Source organism: Schinkia acidoalkalinis (assembly GCF_054301215.1).
This window is the reverse complement of the sequence record NZ_CP182573.1, coordinates 2378163-2394167: the sequence shown is the minus strand read 5'-3', so window position 1 is coordinate 2394167 and position 16005 is coordinate 2378163. Positions and strand designations below refer to the sequence as shown.

Here is a 16005-nt window from a genome sequence, read left to right as displayed (position 1 = left end):
TGCCTATAGGCATAGGTATGTGAAAATCCCTGTTATGAATTTTGAAAATGCTTAATCTCAGCCTCCGTCATGTTTTCACGCCACACAACGGCACCTAAATTTGAAAGCTTGTCTACTAAATCCTCATAGCCGCGGTCGATATGCTCCAACCCGGTTATTTCCGTAATTCCATCTGCAATAAGGCCTGCAACAACAAGGGCCGCTCCTGCTCTTAAATCAGTCGCCTTCACCTTGGCCCCATGGAGCTTGACTGGGCCGGTAATAATCGCTGAACGTCCTTCTACCTTTACATTGGCGTTCATTCTACGAAGCTCATCAATGTGTTTAAAGCGAGCGCCATAGATTGTATCGGTAACAAGTCCGGTTCCTACTGCACGCGTCAATAATGATGTAAAAGGCTGCTGGAGATCTGTCGGAAATCCTGGATAAACCAGTGTTTTAATATCGACCATTTTCAGCTCCGGCACTTTCGTAATCAACGCTTGGTCATCGATAATTTTAATATCGGCTCCCATTTCCCGAAGTTTTGCAATGAGGGATTCCAAATGCTGCGGAATCACATTATCAATCAATACTTCTTCACCTTGGGCAACAGCCATAATCATATATGTACCCGCTTCAATGCGATCAGGAATAATCGTATGACGGCAGCCATGCAAATCTTCGACGCCCTCAATTCGAATCACATCTGTTCCGGCACCTTTGATTTTGGCCCCCATGCTTGTAAGAATCGTTGCTACATCAACAATTTCAGGCTCTTTGGCGGCATTTTCAATAATGGTTTGTCCTTTTGCACGAACAGCCGCTAGCATAATATTTATTGTAGCACCCACACTAACAACATCCAGATAGATACGGGCCCCTACTAGTTCTTTGGCACGCAAATAGATGGCGCCCTGTTCATTGGTAACAGTGGCCCCTAGCGCTTCAAACCCTTTGATATGCTGATCAATCGGACGAGGGCCAAGGTGACAACCGCCCGGCAGACCAATCACCGCTTGTTTAAAGCGACCAAGCATGGCACCCATTAAATAATAGGATGCTCGAAGCTTTTTAACCTTTCCATTCGGCAATGGCATGGAAATCATTTTAGAAGGATCAATGGTAAGGTAGTCATGCTCCAACGTTACGGTTCCTCCTATTTCCTCCAACAGGCCACATAATGTATGTACATCCGAAATATTCGGCAACCCTTCAATTGTTACAGGTGAATCTGCTAATATAGCTGCTGGTATTAAAGCTACAGCGCTATTCTTGGCTCCGCTGATACGGACGGTTCCTTTTAATGGATGGCCGCCTTCAATTTTTAACTTTTCCATTTTGCCACTTTGCGCCCCCTTTTCGATTTTTCTTTTATCTATTAGTTTACACCAAAAAACCTTTTTACATATATGACTTTTATGAAATTTCTAGGATTTGGTCAACATTATTGGCTTTTTATTTATTTTTATTCCAATCTGCCAAAAACTTTTCAATTCCGCTCTCAGTTAATGGGTGATTAAATAATTGCATAATGACTTTAAAAGGAACCGTTGCAATATGTGCGCCTTTTAAAGCCGCTTCTGTGATATGCATAGGATGGCGAATCGATGCTGCGATAATTTCTGTATCAATATCATGAATCGCAAAAATATCAGCAATTTGGGAGACCAATGCTAAGCCGTCATGGCCAATATCATCTAATCGTCCTAAAAACGGTGATACATAGCTTGCACCCGCTCTTGCTGCTAAAAGTGCTTGATTTGCAGAGAAAATAAGCGTTACGTTTGTCTTAATGCCAAGGTCTTTAAAGGCCTTTACTGCTTTTAAACCGTCCGGAGTCATTGGCACTTTGATTGTAATATTTGGAGCAATCGCGGCTAACTCTTTGCCTTCTGCAATCATTTCCTCCGCTTTTAAGGATAGGACTTCAGCACTGATAGAGCCTTGTGTTACTTCCGCCGCAATTTCTTTCAAACGATCAGGGAAAGATACATTCTCTTTAGCTACTAGACTAGGATTTGTTGTGACGCCGTCTAAAATACCAAGGGCATTTGCTTCACGGATTTCATCAATATTCGCTGTATCTATGAAAAATTTCATCGTCTTCACTCCTATTTTTAATTTTTTGGTCATAGCAAAAAGCGAAACCGTCTAGTGACGGTTTCTTTAAGCATAAGCATTCCACCAGCCGATTATTATTCCCGATGTGATTGGACAATCCAATAATTTCGTGCAAAGCAAGTTTTTATGCGGACACGAATAAACATCTGGGTATTTCAGTGAAGTGAGACTATATTCGTGTTTGTCCGCATAAAAACTTAGGAATCTATTTTCCACTAATCTTTTACGTTGTCCAATCAAGATTGCTCATAATAATCGGCTGTTGGAATTTATATATCTGCATAGAAAAAGACATCGTCATTTGCCCATGTAGGCAAATGACGTGGCTTTCGACTATTTATGCTTTATTTGATGAGCCAAACTCACGGATTTTTCCAATAACCGTTTCCTTAATTGTATCACGTGCAGGGCCCATAAATTTACGTGTATCGTAAAGATCTGGCTTTTCTTCTAAAATTTTGCGAACTGTTTTTGAAGAAGTAATTTGGTTTTCAGTATTTACGTTAATTTTAGCTGTTCCAAGTGAAATCGCTTTTTGGATGTCTTTAGTTGGAATGCCTGTGCCGCCATGTAATACCAATGGCACGCCTGTCAACTCCATAACTTCCTTCATGCGGTCAAAGCCAAGTTTTGGCTCGCCTTTGTATGGTCCATGAACAGAACCTAAGGCAGGAGCAAAGCAATCAACGCCTGTTTCGCGTACTAGGCGGTCACACTCAGCTGGAATTGCATACATCGCTTCCGCATCGTCTACAACTAAGTCGTCCTCTTGACCACCGATACGGCCTAATTCAGCTTCTACTGAAATTCCTAAAGTATGTGCAACATCAACAACTTTCTTTGTTAATGCAATGTTTTCATCTAGTGGATAATGTGAGCCGTCGATCATAACAGATGTGAAACCAGCATACATTGATTCGATACATTTTTCAAAGCTTGAACCATGATCCAGGTGAATGGCAACAGGAACTGTAATTTTGTAATCCTCCAAAAGGGCTGTCACCATTGCTACAACCGTCTTGAAGCCGCCCATATATTTAGCTGCACCTTCAGAAACCCCTAAGATTACCGGTGAGTTCTCTGCTTGCGCAGCCTGTAAAATGGCTTGGATATACTCAAGGTTATTAATATTAAACTGACCTACAGCATATCCTTCATTTTTTGCTTTGTTTAACATTTCAGTCATTGACACTAAAGGCATTGTTTCATGTCCTCCCTAATCATCAATAGTAATTTATGTACATACAAAAATTAGTATAGCACAATCAACCTCGCCTTGGCGCATATTTATAACCTAGATTTTTCCTTGTCGGTTTCAGAATCATTTCAATTTAAATCTGGGCACCCGCCAAATTGGCTTAGCTTTTTATAGAATGCCCAAATCTAATGTTTTTTAAAAATTGGGATGCTGTCGATTTTTGTTTTGACTACGCTTCGAGTGGAACTTGTGCCTTCACCGCAGCACGAATGTCATCAATATCAAATGGCTTAGCAAAGTGCGTACGCGCCCCTAAGTCCTTTGCTTGCTGGATCATATCTAATTCACCATAGGCGGTCATAATAAAAACTTCAATCGTTTGATCAATTTCTTTCAATCTTTTTAAAATCTCAATGCCGTCCATCCCCGGTATTTTCATATCAAGCAGAACGAGATCTGGTCTATCTTGCTCAACAATTTGCAATGCTTGCATTCCATTTGAAGCTTGAAATGTTTGATATCCTTCTTTTTGAAAAACTTCATTTAATAAAATTCGTATTCCATACTGATCATCAACAATTAACAACTTCTTACTACTCAAGATATCACCCCCGGATTTAGTCATTTTGTTCATATATTAGCCTATTTAAATAATATTCTCCGGTTGTTATTCTTTTCCTGCATAGATAAAAAAGAAAATATCGACAGTTTTCATTTATAGGACCCAATCCGCTACCCATCAATGAGAAGATTCCAGAAGTCGATTATTGCTTTCTAAAGTGAAACTCTCACACAAAAAGCACTATCCGTGCTATGCGGATAGTGCCTGATTAGCGAATACTATTCTTTATTGCTCAATGATGCGTGAATGAATTCACGGAATAATGGCTGTGGTCTAGTTGGTCTTGATCTGAATTCTGGGTGGAATTGAGATGCAACAAACCATGGGTGGTCTGGCACTTCAATTACTTCTACTAGGCGGCCATCAGGGCTTGTTCCTGAGAATACTAAGCCAGCGTCTTCAAATGCTTGGCGGTATTGGTTGTTAAATTCATAGCGATGGCGATGGCGTTCATAGACAAGCTCATCCTCGTAAGCTTCGTATGCTGCTGTGCCTTCCTTCAATTTGCAAGGGTATAAGCCTAAGCGCAATGTTCCGCCTAAATCCTCGACATCTTTTTGCTCTGGCAATAAATCAATGATTGGGTATGGTGTTTCAGGCTTAATTTCTGCTGAGTTTGCGCCTTCGTAGCCTAATACATTGCGGGCAAATTCAATAGTTGCCAGCTGCATGCCTAAGCAAATACCAAGGAATGGCACTTTATTTTCACGGGCAAAGCGTGTTGCTTCAATTTTACCTTCGATCCCGCGGTCACCGAATCCACCTGGGACAAGGACGCCGTCAACGTCGCCAAGAAGCTCGTCCACATTTTCAGCTGTTACATGTTCAGCATTGATCCATTTCACCTTAATATCTGCATCATAGTAATAACCAGCATGACGCAATGCTTCTACTACAGAAATATAAGCATCCTGAAGCTCGACATATTTACCCACTAAACCGATTTTCACTTCTTTAGAAAGGTTGGTTACCTTTTCAACTAAAACCTTCCACTCGGCCATGTCTGCTTCTTTAACATTTAATTTCAAATAATCACAAACAATTTGGTCAAAGCCTTGCTCCTGCAATGCTAGTGGAATTTCATATAAATTCTTCGCATCGCGGCATTCAATCACTGCTTTTGAATCGATATCACAGAATAGCGCAATTTTATCCTTCATATCCTGTGTAATCGGCATTTCGTTACGTGTAACGATTACGTTTGGCTGGATTCCAAGACTGCGCAACTCTTTAACACTGTGCTGTGTTGGCTTTGTTTTCATTTCACCAGCGGCTTTAATGTACGGAATGAGTGTACAATGGATGTACATTACATTTTCACTGCCGATGTCACTCTTGATTTGGCGGATTGCTTCTAAGAATGGTAAAGACTCAATATCACCGACCGTTCCACCGATTTCAGTGATCACTACATCTGCATTTGTTTCACGGCCTGAACGGAACACGCGGTCTTTAATTTCGTTTGTAATATGAGGAATAACTTGGACAGTGCCGCCTAAGTAATCGCCTCGGCGTTCCTTCTTAATTACGGTTGAATATATTTTACCTGTTGTCACATTATTATACTTACTTAAGTTAATATCAATAAAACGTTCATAATGCCCTAAGTCTAAGTCTGTCTCTGCACCATCATCCGTTACGAAAACCTCTCCATGCTGATATGGACTCATTGTTCCTGGGTCCACATTGATATATGGATCAAATTTTTGAATTGTGACATTTACACCGCGATTTTTTAATAAACGACCAAGTGATGCGGCTGTAATCCCTTTGCCAAGTGAAGACACAACGCCTCCAGTAACGAAAATATATTTCGTCATTATTTTCCCCTCTTTTCTAAAAACTTAAAAATCAATATAAATTGCCAATAAATTTAATTGAAACATCTCTAGAGTAGTATGTGATGTTTTACAAAAAAGATTAATCATCGTCAGGTGCTATAAAATAAAAAAAGTGCAACCCTAAAGTAGGGAGCACTTTCTCGATCATGTTTAACAATACAAACAATTTCTATTGTTTAATGAAGCCCAAGAAAGATTTTACCGATTTCGACTTTTAAAGTCAAGAGTGTAAAAAGAATGTCGTTTCATGTAAGAATAAGACACCTTCTTGTAAAGGATTAATCTTTGTCCTCATCATCAAAATCTTCGTCCTCGTCTTCCTCTTCATCATCGAGGTCTTCGTCCAGCTCTGTGTCTTCAAAATTCTCGTCCAAGTCAAATTCATCATCGTCGATGAGATCTTCGTCCTCGTCTTCTTCCTCCTCAATTTCGTCGAAGTCCAAGTCCTCTTCTTCGTCTTCCTCAAAGTCCTCGTCATCCTCGTCATCTAAGAGATCTTCTTCCTCTTCTAAATCATCGTCATCTAAATACTCATCATCTTCATCTTCGTAGTCTTCATCTTCATCATAATCATCAAAGTCATCTTCCACAACTTTCTTCTTGCCTTTTTTCTTCTTAGGCTTCGCCGGTGTATGAACTTCCTCATCCACTTGATCATATGGATACCATGCCCGTATGCCCCAACGGTTTTCACCGATGCATAAAAAGCTACCATCCACGTTCACATCTGTATAAAATTGGGCAATGCGATTGTCCCTTTCTGCTTGCGATAATCCTTTTATTTCTGCAACTTTATTAAATAATTCATAGAAATCCATTGCCTGCTTTTCTTCTTGTAAAAGCATCATGGCAATCTCAATCATGGATAGCTCTTGAATTTGCTCTTCTGTTAATTGCGATATCATTATGGCAACTCCTCTCATTTTAAAAACAAAATAAAAGCATTTATGTAAGAATAAACATCCTGTTTAGCTTATATAGAAAATCATACCATTCATTATAAACAAAACTACATAGAATATGCTAGAGTATTCAAGAGTTTTTTGCAAAAAACATTCATTAGTGCTTGTACTCAGCCTATAAAGTATTCCATAAGCCAATTATTGTTCCCGAAAGTGATTGGACAATCCGTCATTTTATATAACGCAGGTTTTTATGCGGACACGAATAAACATTTGGGTATTTCGGGGAAGTGAGACTATATTCGTGTTTGTCCGCATAAAAACTTAGATTCCATCTAAGCACTTCATTTTTACGTTGTCCAATCAAACTTGGTCACAATAATTGGCTTATGGAATTTCTTATCTATTTTCAAATAAAAGAAGGAAAAACCCGCGTTTTTCCTTCTTCTAATGCCTTACATATTTCTTCTATACTGCCCGCCTACTTCGTATAAGGCAGCTGTGATTTGGCCTAGGCTGGCTACTTTTACTGTTTCCATTAATTCTGCAAAGATATTGCCGCCGGTGACTGCAACTTCTTTCAGCTTAGCTAATGCAGCACTTGCTACATCTACGTGTTCTTCTTGGAACTTGCGTAGATTCAAGATTTGGCTTTCCTTCTCTTCATAGGATGCACGGGCAAGCTCGATGCTGTTCATGTCTTCTTCTGATGGCGGATTTGGATTTAAATACGTGTTCACGCCGATAATTGGCAGCTCTCCACTATGCTTTTTATGTTCATAGTACATAGATTCCTCTTGAATCTTGCTGCGCTGATATTGCGTTTCCATCGCACCCAACACGCCGCCGCGGTCATTGATGCGCTCGAATTCTTGTAGAACGGCTTCTTCGACGATATCCGTCAATTCTTCAACAATGAACGAGCCTTGCAATGGATTTTCGTTTTTCGTTAAGCCAAACTCTTTTGTAATGATCATTTGAATCGCCATCGCACGTCGCACAGATTCCTCTGTCGGCGTTGTGATTGCTTCATCATACGCATTCGTATGAAGGGAATTACAATTATCCATTAAGGCAATTAACGCTTGCAGCGTTGTACGAATATCATTGAAGTCAATTTCCTGAGCGTGCAAGGAGCGGCCGGATGTTTGTGTATGATACTTTAACTTTTGGCTGCGCTCGTTGGCACCGTATTTATTTTTCATTGTAACAGCCCAGATTCTTCTGGCAACACGGCCGAGCACGGTGTATTCCGGATCAAGACCGTTTGAGAAGAAGAAGGATAGGTTTGGTGCAAACTCATCGATATCCATACCGCGGCTTAAATAATATTCTACATACGTAAAGCCGTTTGATAATGTGAAGGCAAGCTGTGAAATTGGATTTGCTCCCGCTTCGGCAATATGGTAGCCGGAGATGGACACAGAATAATAATTTCGTACCTTCTGATCGATAAAGTACTGCTGAATATCTCCCATCATTCTAAGGGCAAATTCAGTTGAGAAAATACATGTATTTTGGCCTTGGTCTTCTTTTAAAATATCAGCCTGAACAGTTCCACGGACTGTTTGCAGCGTCCATTCTTTAATTTTTATAAATTCCTCTACAGTCGGAATGCGGCCATTTTCTTCTTCAAACTTGCGTACCTGCTGGTCAATGGCTGTATTCATAAAAAAGGCAAGCATAATCGGCGCCGGTCCATTGATGGTCATGGATACAGATGTGGATGGTGCACAAAGGTCAAAGCCGTTATAAAGCTTTTTCATATCCTCCAACGTACAGATACTGACGCCGCTCTCGCCTACTTTTCCGAAAATATCCGGGCGGTAATCCGGATCTTCGCCGTAAAGTGTTACAGAGTCAAAGGCTGTACTTAGACGTTTGGCATCGTCGTCTTTTGACAAGTAGTGGAAACGGCGGTTGGTCCGTTCTGGTGTACCTTCCCCAGCAAACTGGCGTTTCGGATCTTCACCTTGGCGTTTGAATGGGAATACCCCAGCTGTATATGGGAAATATCCAGGGGCATTTTCTTTGTATACCCACCGTAAAATTTCGCCCCAGTCCTCGTATTTAGGCAATTTCACCTTAGGAATGTCAAGCCCGGAAAGACTTCTTGTCGTGAGTTCCGTTACGATTTCTTTATCCCGCACTTTTGTCACGAATTGCTTGCCACTATATTTTTCCAAGCGGCTCGGCCACTCTTGTAAAACCTTCTTCGATTCCGTTGTCAGCCTTTCCTCAATGGAAGCCTTCAGTGCTTCAAGTGACTGAATGACCTCACTATTAGACTCTCTTGTTTTTAATACCTCTAAAGTTCCTGTCACTTGGAATAACTGACGAGCAATTTTCACTTGTTGTTCCGCTTGTTTATGATAATTGCGGACAGTGTCGGCAATTTCGCGGAGGTAGTGGCGCCGGCTGTTCGGAATAATAACATTTTGCTTGATTACCTTATCTGATTTTTTCAGCTTTGTTGACCATTCGCCGCTGAATTTTGCTTGAATTGTTTCAAGGAATGCTACAAACAATGTGTTTGTGCCTGCATCATTAAATTGGCTTGCAATAGTGCCATACACCGGCATTTCTTCAGGATTTTTGTCAAAAAGATTATGGCTGCGCTGATATTGCTTGCGCACCTGTATGAGGGCATCCTCGGAGCCTTGACGCTCAAATTTATTAATTACGATCAAATCGGCATAATCAATCATATCAATTTTTTCAAGCTGGGATGGTGCCCCGAATTCACTTGTCATGACATACATAGAAATGTCGGTGACTTCCGTAATCCCTGCATCCCCTTGGCCGATTCCGCTTGTTTCAACAATAATTAAATCGAAGCCAGCTGATTTTACAACTTGAATCGCCTCTTTGATCGCTGCTGAAAGCTCAGAACGTGAACCACGTGTGGCAAGGCTTCTCATATAGACGCGTGGGTTGAAAATGGCATTCATACGAATACGGTCACCGAGAAGTGCGCCGCCGGTTTTTTGTTTTGTTGGGTCAATGGAAAGAATGGCCACTTTTTTATCTGGAACTTCTTGAAGGAAGCGGCGAATTAATTCATCTGTTAACGATGATTTCCCAGCTCCACCTGTTCCGGTAATACCGACAACTGGAACATTCTTTTCAAATTGTTTCACTTTTGTAAGCACAGTTTGGGCGGTTGCAGCTGCCTCATCTGTTGCCGTTAACGTATTTTCCGCTAATGTAATACATTTCGCAATCGCTTTATGATCACCTTTTTTAAGCTGCTCTAGCTCTTCTTCCGCGAGGCCTGTTACCGTTGAGAAATCACACTCTTCAACGACTTTATTGATCATGCCCTGCAGGCCTAATTCCCGGCCATCGTCAGGTGAAAAAATACGGGCAATCCCATACTCCTGAAGTTCTTTTATTTCCCTAGGAATAATAACACCGCCACCACCGCCGTAAATGCGGATGTGTGATGCACCTTTTTCTTTCAAAAGGTCGTACATATATTTGAAATATTCAACATGCCCTCCCTGATAGGAAGAAACTGCGATCCCTTGAACATCTTCCTGAATGGCAGCGTTCACAATTTCCTCAACAGAACGGTTATGGCCTAGGTGGATCACCTCCGCCCCAGTACCTTGAATAATTCTTCTCATAATATTAATGGATGCATCATGACCATCGAAAAGGCTAGATGCTGTCACAAAACGAACATGATTTTTTGGACGGTACACTTCCACAGTACTCATTTGTCCTACTCCCCCTTTACGCCAGTTAACAATTGATTGATTTGCAGTTCTGTATAGTCTTCAAGTGTATACATATCTCGTAATGCCCATCTTCGAAATGCCCACATTTGTCCTTGGACAAAAATATTGTGGGAGACAAGCTTAATTTCCTTTTCATCAAGCTTCAGTTCATCGTTACGAACACAGCCTTCAATGACGCTTTGAAACATGCCCACCATTTCAAGTTCCTTTTTTAAAACATAGGGAAGGGCATCCTTCGTGAGCGACTTGGCTTCCTGGTACATAACAAGAACCTCATCCTGCATTTCATCCATTACTTTAAAATAGGCTGTCACCGCATCGCGGAGACTTTCGATATTGCCGCGGTCAGTATCGATGACCTGCTGCAGCCTTTCATGTACTTTGTCATAAATCGAGTCACAAACTAAATATAGAACATCTTCTTTTTTGCGAATATATTCATAGAGTGTACCGATGCTGAAACCAGAGGCCTTTGCAATTTCTCTAGTTGTACTACGATGAAAACCTTTTTTTATAAAAAGCTTTACAGCTCCTTTAATCATTTGGTCTCGTCTTTTTTGAATAAGCTTCTCGTCTTTGACTGAAGCTGGCACTTCTTGTTTCGTCAATGCTTTCCCTCCTTCGTTGGGAAATGGAGACTACCTAGCTTCGAGTGATACTAGACATAGTTTTCAGAATATTTTGGTAAAATTAGGCATATGGGTACTACTATTTGCGTAGCGGGCAATCAAGTACTAGTGTGGGATGAAAAATCCCGTGTACCGGCTAAAAATCAACTGTTTGAAAGATGCACTTTCTAATTAGTACAGTAAAGCGGCAAATGCAGTCAATATAATTCTATTTTATACAAAAATTTGCCGCTTTTACTCTACAATTCATAAATTTTATTATTTTTTTGTCGAATTGTACCGCCACACGCAAGAAAATGCTTCACCGATTGCCATTTTACCAAAATAAAAATATTAATCCGCAATCAACATTCTTGAGATAACAAGACGTTGAATTTCTTGTGTTCCTTCATAAATTTGTGTGATTTTTGCATCACGCATAAAGCGTTCCACTGGATATTCCTTTGTATAACCATAGCCGCCAAATACTTGAACAGCATCCGTTGTTACCTTCATTGCTGTGTCACCAGCCATAAGCTTCGCCATTGCAGACGCTTGACCATACGGTACGCCAGCTGACTCTTTCCATGCTGCTTGGTAGGTTAATAGTCTAGAAGCTTCAATTGCTGTTGCCATATCAGCAAGCTTGAAGCCGATGCCTTGCTGTAGGGCGATTGGCTTGCCAAATTGCTTGCGCTCTTTTGCATAGGCAACCGCTGCATCGAGGGCACCTTGGGCAATACCAACAGCTTGGGCAGCGATACCGTTACGGCCGCCATCAAGAGTCATCATCGCAATTTTAAAGCCTTCGCCTTCTTTTCCAAGTAGATTTTCTTTTGGTACACGGCAGTCTTCGAAAATAATTTCAGTTGTAGGTGATGAACGAATGCCTAGTTTATGTTCTTTTTTCCCTACTGAAAAGCCTGGGAAGTCTTTTTCAACAATAAAGGCACTGATCCCTTTTGTCTTTTGCTCTGGATCAGTAATTGCAAACACGACATAAGTGTCAGCAACGCCGCCGTTTGTAATAAAGATCTTTGATCCGTTTATAATATATTCATCGCCAACTAATCTAGCATTTGTTTTCATGCCGCCTGCATCCGAGCCTGCGCCTGGCTCAGTTAAGCCGTAGGCACCGATTTTCTTTCCTTCCGCCATTGGACGTAAATATTTTTGTTTTTGTTCCTCATTGCCGAATTTATAAATAGGCCAGCCTGCTAAGGATACATGTGCTGATAACGTTACACCTGTTGATGCACAAACACGGGAAAGCTCTTCTACTGCAATAACGTATGCTAGAAAGTCAAAGCCGCTGCCTCCGTATTCCTCCGGCCATGGAATCCCTGTTAACCCTAGCTCTGCCATTTGATTGAAAATATCACGGTCAAAGCGTGCTTCTTCATCACGCTCAGCTGCTGTTGGAGCAACTACTTCGTTTGCAAATTCGCGCACCATTTTACGGAGCATTTCATGTTCTTCAGATAATTGGAAATTCATTTTTTTGTCCCCCTAGACTTTCGTTTTTATAGTAGTAATTGGTACTTTTTGGATTACATTAAGTATAACGCTTTTTGTCCCCGACTGAGTGCTCAATCAAAATAAAATTATGGTTTATTTTATGACTGAGTGCTCGGTCAATATAGATCAATCAGCAATCAATTTTCGACTAATCACCATTCGTTGAATCTCACTTGTGCCTTCATATATCTCGCAAATCTTCGCATCGCGGAAATAACGCTCAACTGGGTATTCCTTTGTATAGCCATAGCCGCCAAATACTTGAATCGCTTCTATTGCAACCTCCATTGCTGTTCTTGATGCAAACAGCTTTGCCATCGATGCTTCTTGCCCACATGGGATGCCTTGCGTTTTTAAGTGTGCCGCGCGGTAGACCAATAGTTTAGCAGCCTCAACTGCCGTCGCCATGTCCGCCAGCTTGAAGCCGATGCCCTGCTGAAGTGCAATTGGCTTGCCAAATTGCTTGCGCTCTTTTGCATACTGAGCGGCAGCTTCCAGTGCTGCTTCGGCAATGCCGAGCGACTGTGCACCAATGCCGATGCGGCCATATTCAAGATTGCTCATCGCCACTTTAAAGCCTTCCCCTTCGGCACCAAGTAGATTTTCCGCCGGCACTTTGCAGTCTTCGAATGTTAACTGCACTGTTCTAGAGCCATGGAGGCCCATTTTATGCTCATTTTTTCCAATGATTAAGCCTGGTGTATCTTTTTCAACAATGAATGCTGAAATTCCCTTCGATCCTTTTTCAGGGTCAGTAATCGCAAACGCGATATACGTATCAGCCTCACCGCCGTTTGTAATAAAAATCTTTGAGCCATTTAAAATGTAAAATTCGCCATCTTTCACTGCGCGTGTCTTTAAACCCGCTGCATCAGATCCAGCATTCGGCTCTGTCAAGGCAAATGCACCTAAGTACTCACCACCGGCAAGCTTTGGCACATATTTTTGCTTTTGTGCTTCTGTTCCAAAATAAAGAATCGGATTTGTGCCAACAGATGTATGAACGGATAAAATGACTCCCACCGTTGCACTCACTCTTGAAATCTCGTTAATGGCAATAATATAAGAGATGAAATCCATTCCAGCACCACCATATTGCTCTGGGATGGTGATTCCCATCAGCCCCAACTCTGCCATTTTAGTAAGAATTTCTCTCGGAAACTCACTATACACATCCATTTTTTCAACAAATGGAGCAATTTCTGTTTGGGCAAAATCCCGGACCATTTTCCGCATCATTTCTTGTTCTTCCGTAAACTTTAGATCCATCGCTCGTCCTCCTTAGCACACTGTTCCTGATGTTATATTATTCATATTTATAGAAGCCGCGACCTGACTTTTTGCCTAACCATCCAGCTTTTACATATTTGCGTAGTAGTGGACATGGACGGTACTTGTCATCGCCAAGGCCTTCATGAAGAACTTCCATAATGTAAAGGCAAGTATCAAGGCCGATAAAGTCTGCTAATGTTAGAGGCCCCATTGGATGATTCATACCAAGCTTCATCACCTCGTCAACTGCTTCAGGTGTTGCCACTCCTTCATAAACGGTGTAAATAGCTTCATTAATCATTGGAAGGAGGATGCGGTTTGAAACGAAGCCAGGGAAATCATTTACTTCTACCGGCACTTTATTCAATTTCTTCGTCATATCTTCAATCGCCTGATACACTTCATCCGCTGTTGCTAATCCGCGGATTACCTCAACAAGCTTCATAACTGGAACCGGATTCATAAAATGCATGCCGATTACTTTTTCCGGACGTTTTGTGACAGCGGCAATTTCCGTAATTGGTAGTGAGGATGTATTCGTTGCTAAAATTGCATGTTCTGGTGCAATTCCATCCAATTGTCTGAAAATGTTGCTCTTAATTTCCATATTTTCAACCGCTGCTTCGATGACAATGTCAACCTCGCTAGCAGAATTGATATCTGTTGATGTTTGCAGGCGTGCAATAATTGCCTCTTTTTCATCAGCAGTCATGCGGTCTTTGTCAACCTGGCGTTGCAGGTTTTTATTGATAATGCCCATACCGCGGTCTATAAATTCTTGTTTTAAATCTTGTAAAATAACATCGAAGCCTGCCATTGCACAAACCTGTGCAATACCAGAGCCCATTTGTCCTGCCCCAATTACCATTACTTTTTGAATGCTCATGATTTGACTCCCCCAATTTGATTTTTTTATATAAAATTAACCCGGTATTCGTGGGCGTTTACCCACGAACAATGCTAATTTTGGTATTTCACTTCCACCATGATGGCATCGCCTTGACCGCCGCCGCTGCAAATAGCTGCAATACCAAGCCCACCGCCACGACGTTTTAATTCGTGAATTAACGTTAAAATAATCCGTGCACCACTCGCCCCAATTGGATGACCCAAAGCGACAGCACCGCCATTCACATTCACTTTCTCTGGATCAAGGCCGGCGATTTTGCCACTTGTCAATGCCACTACTGCAAAGGCCTCATTGATTTCAAATAAAGCAATGTCCTCTAATGATTTACCAGTTTTCTTCAAAAGTTCATTAATAACAATCCCCGGCGTTTCCGGGAAACGATGTGGCTCAATCGCAATGGCGGCGTGGCCGACAATCGTTGCCATAATCTCTTTTCCTTCCGCTAAAGCACGGTCCTCAGACATTAACACCAATGCTGCGGCGCCATCATTTACACCAGGCGCATTGCCCGCTGTAATCGTGCCATCAGGGCCAAAGGCCGATGGCAATTTGCTTAACTTTTCAAGGGATGTATCCTTGCGCGGACCTTCATCTGTGTCAACAACCATTGGATCCCCTTTACGCTGCGGTACTTCAACCGGAACAATTTCATCCTTGAACTTTCCGGCTTCAATAGCGGCGATTGCCCGCTCGTGGCTGCGTAATGACCATTGATCCTGCTCTTCGCGCGTAATTCCAAACTCTGCTGCTGTAGTACTGCCATATGTACCCATGTGCACATTTTTAAATGAGCATGTCAAACCATCATGGACCATAAGGTCAACCATTTTCGTATCGCCCATTCTTGCTCCGAATCGAGCAGAGGGCATGAAGTAAGGCGCATTGCTCATGGATTCCATTCCACCGGCGACAATCACTTCTTGATCACCAAGGCGGATAATTTGGTCAGCTATTGTGACGCTTCGAAGTCCTGAAGCACACACTTTATTAATGGTTTCTGTCTGCACTTCCCAAGGAAGGCCTGCTTCATGGGCTGCCTGGCGTGATGGAATTTGGCCTTGTCCGCCTTGTAACACAGTTCCCATGATCAGTTCGTCAACCTGTGAGCCGTCGATAGCAGCACGTTTCAGCGCTTCCTTTATCGCGATACCACCCAACTGTGCAGCTTTTAATGTGCTTAAGCCCCCGCCAAACCTCGCAAAGGGTGTTCTTGCCCCACTTACAATTACTGTCCTCGTCATTTCTTTTCCCCCTTTTTTACAAGTAGCAAATTTATGTAGAACCCAAG

At 41.8% G+C, this 16005-nt stretch carries 12 protein-coding genes; all 12 read right to left on the bottom strand.

Annotated features, from left to right (window positions below; genetic code table 11):
• Nucleotides 1-32 precede the first annotated feature (32 nt).
• The 12 genes from ACNQFZ_RS12345 to ACNQFZ_RS12290 all read right to left on the bottom strand — a co-directional run bounded on the left by ACNQFZ_RS12345 (nt 33) and on the right by ACNQFZ_RS12290 (nt 15958).
• Nucleotides 33-1319: a UDP-N-acetylglucosamine 1-carboxyvinyltransferase gene (locus tag ACNQFZ_RS12345; protein WP_458411648.1), complete on the bottom strand. Its 1287-nt coding sequence runs from the start codon at nt 1317-1319 to the stop codon at nt 33-35.
• Nucleotides 1320-1437: 118 nt separating this feature from the next.
• Nucleotides 1438-2082 (bottom strand): fructose-6-phosphate aldolase, encoded by a 645-nt coding sequence (fsa, locus tag ACNQFZ_RS12340; protein ID WP_458411647.1) that lies wholly within the window; start codon nt 2080-2082, stop codon nt 1438-1440.
• Nucleotides 2083-2440: 358 nt separating this feature from the next.
• Nucleotides 2441-3304 carry a class II fructose-1,6-bisphosphate aldolase gene (gene fba / locus ACNQFZ_RS12335; RefSeq protein ID WP_458411646.1) on the bottom strand — a complete coding sequence of 288 codons (864 nt, stop codon included), beginning with the start codon at nt 3302-3304 and terminating at the stop codon, nt 2441-2443.
• Nucleotides 3305-3530: 226 nt separating this feature from the next.
• Nucleotides 3531-3902: a response regulator gene (locus tag ACNQFZ_RS12330; protein ID WP_458411645.1), complete on the bottom strand. Its 372-nt coding sequence runs from the start codon at nt 3900-3902 to the stop codon at nt 3531-3533.
• Nucleotides 3903-4141: 239 nt separating this feature from the next.
• Nucleotides 4142-5743 carry a CTP synthase gene (locus ACNQFZ_RS12325; protein WP_458411644.1) on the bottom strand — a complete coding sequence of 534 codons (1602 nt, stop codon included), beginning with the start codon at nt 5741-5743 and terminating at the stop codon, nt 4142-4144.
• Nucleotides 5744-6042: 299 nt separating this feature from the next.
• On the bottom strand, nt 6043-6669 hold the full coding sequence (gene rpoE, locus ACNQFZ_RS12320; RefSeq protein WP_458411643.1) for a DNA-directed RNA polymerase subunit delta: 627 nt from the start codon (nt 6667-6669) through the stop codon (nt 6043-6045).
• Between the two features lie 452 nt (nt 6670-7121).
• Complete coding sequence (gene icmF / locus ACNQFZ_RS12315; protein WP_458411642.1) at nt 7122-10388, bottom strand: fused isobutyryl-CoA mutase/GTPase IcmF; 3267 nt, start codon at nt 10386-10388, stop codon at nt 7122-7124.
• A 5-nt stretch (nt 10389-10393) separates the two neighbouring features.
• Complete coding sequence (locus tag ACNQFZ_RS12310; protein WP_458411641.1) at nt 10394-11017, bottom strand: TetR/AcrR family transcriptional regulator; 624 nt, start codon at nt 11015-11017, stop codon at nt 10394-10396.
• 354 nt (nt 11018-11371) lie between these two features.
• Nucleotides 11372-12514 carry an acyl-CoA dehydrogenase gene (locus ACNQFZ_RS12305; RefSeq protein ID WP_458411640.1) on the bottom strand — a complete coding sequence of 381 codons (1143 nt, stop codon included), beginning with the start codon at nt 12512-12514 and terminating at the stop codon, nt 11372-11374.
• A gap of 147 nt (nt 12515-12661) precedes the next feature.
• Nucleotides 12662-13804, bottom strand: coding sequence for an acyl-CoA dehydrogenase (locus ACNQFZ_RS12300; protein ID WP_458411639.1), 1143 nt, complete (start codon nt 13802-13804; stop codon nt 12662-12664).
• A gap of 37 nt (nt 13805-13841) precedes the next feature.
• Nucleotides 13842-14693 carry a 3-hydroxybutyryl-CoA dehydrogenase gene (locus ACNQFZ_RS12295; RefSeq protein ID WP_458411638.1) on the bottom strand — a complete coding sequence of 284 codons (852 nt, stop codon included), beginning with the start codon at nt 14691-14693 and terminating at the stop codon, nt 13842-13844.
• A 74-nt stretch (nt 14694-14767) separates the two neighbouring features.
• Nucleotides 14768-15958, bottom strand: a complete 1191-nt coding sequence (locus ACNQFZ_RS12290) for an acetyl-CoA C-acetyltransferase (protein ID WP_458411637.1) — start codon at nt 15956-15958, stop codon at nt 14768-14770.
• Nucleotides 15959-16005: the final 47 nt, after the last annotated feature.

Excerpts from the sequence above, each read along its gene's own strand:
- ACNQFZ_RS12345 (WP_458411648.1), bottom strand. The coding sequence starts at position 1,319 with ATGGAAAAGTTAAAAATTGAAGGCGGCCATCCATTAAAAGGAACCGTC.
- fsa (WP_458411647.1), bottom strand. The coding sequence starts at position 2,082 with ATGAAATTTTTCATAGATACAGCGAATATTGATGAAATCCGTGAAGCA.
- fba (WP_458411646.1), bottom strand. The coding sequence starts at position 3,304 with ATGCCTTTAGTGTCAATGACTGAAATGTTAAACAAAGCAAAAAATGAA.
- ACNQFZ_RS12325 (WP_458411644.1), bottom strand. The coding sequence starts at position 5,743 with ATGACGAAATATATTTTCGTTACTGGAGGCGTTGTGTCTTCACTTGGC.
- rpoE (WP_458411643.1), bottom strand. The coding sequence starts at position 6,669 with ATGATATCGCAATTAACAGAAGAGCAAATTCAAGAGCTATCCATGATT.
- icmF (WP_458411642.1), bottom strand. The coding sequence starts at position 10,388 with ATGAGTACTGTGGAAGTGTACCGTCCAAAAAATCATGTTCGTTTTGTG.
- ACNQFZ_RS12305 (WP_458411640.1), bottom strand. The coding sequence starts at position 12,514 with ATGAATTTCCAATTATCTGAAGAACATGAAATGCTCCGTAAAATGGTG.
- ACNQFZ_RS12300 (WP_458411639.1), bottom strand. The coding sequence starts at position 13,804 with ATGGATCTAAAGTTTACGGAAGAACAAGAAATGATGCGGAAAATGGTC.
- ACNQFZ_RS12295 (WP_458411638.1), bottom strand. The coding sequence starts at position 14,693 with ATGAGCATTCAAAAAGTAATGGTAATTGGGGCAGGACAAATGGGCTCT.
- ACNQFZ_RS12290 (WP_458411637.1), bottom strand. The coding sequence starts at position 15,958 with ATGACGAGGACAGTAATTGTAAGTGGGGCAAGAACACCCTTTGCGAGG.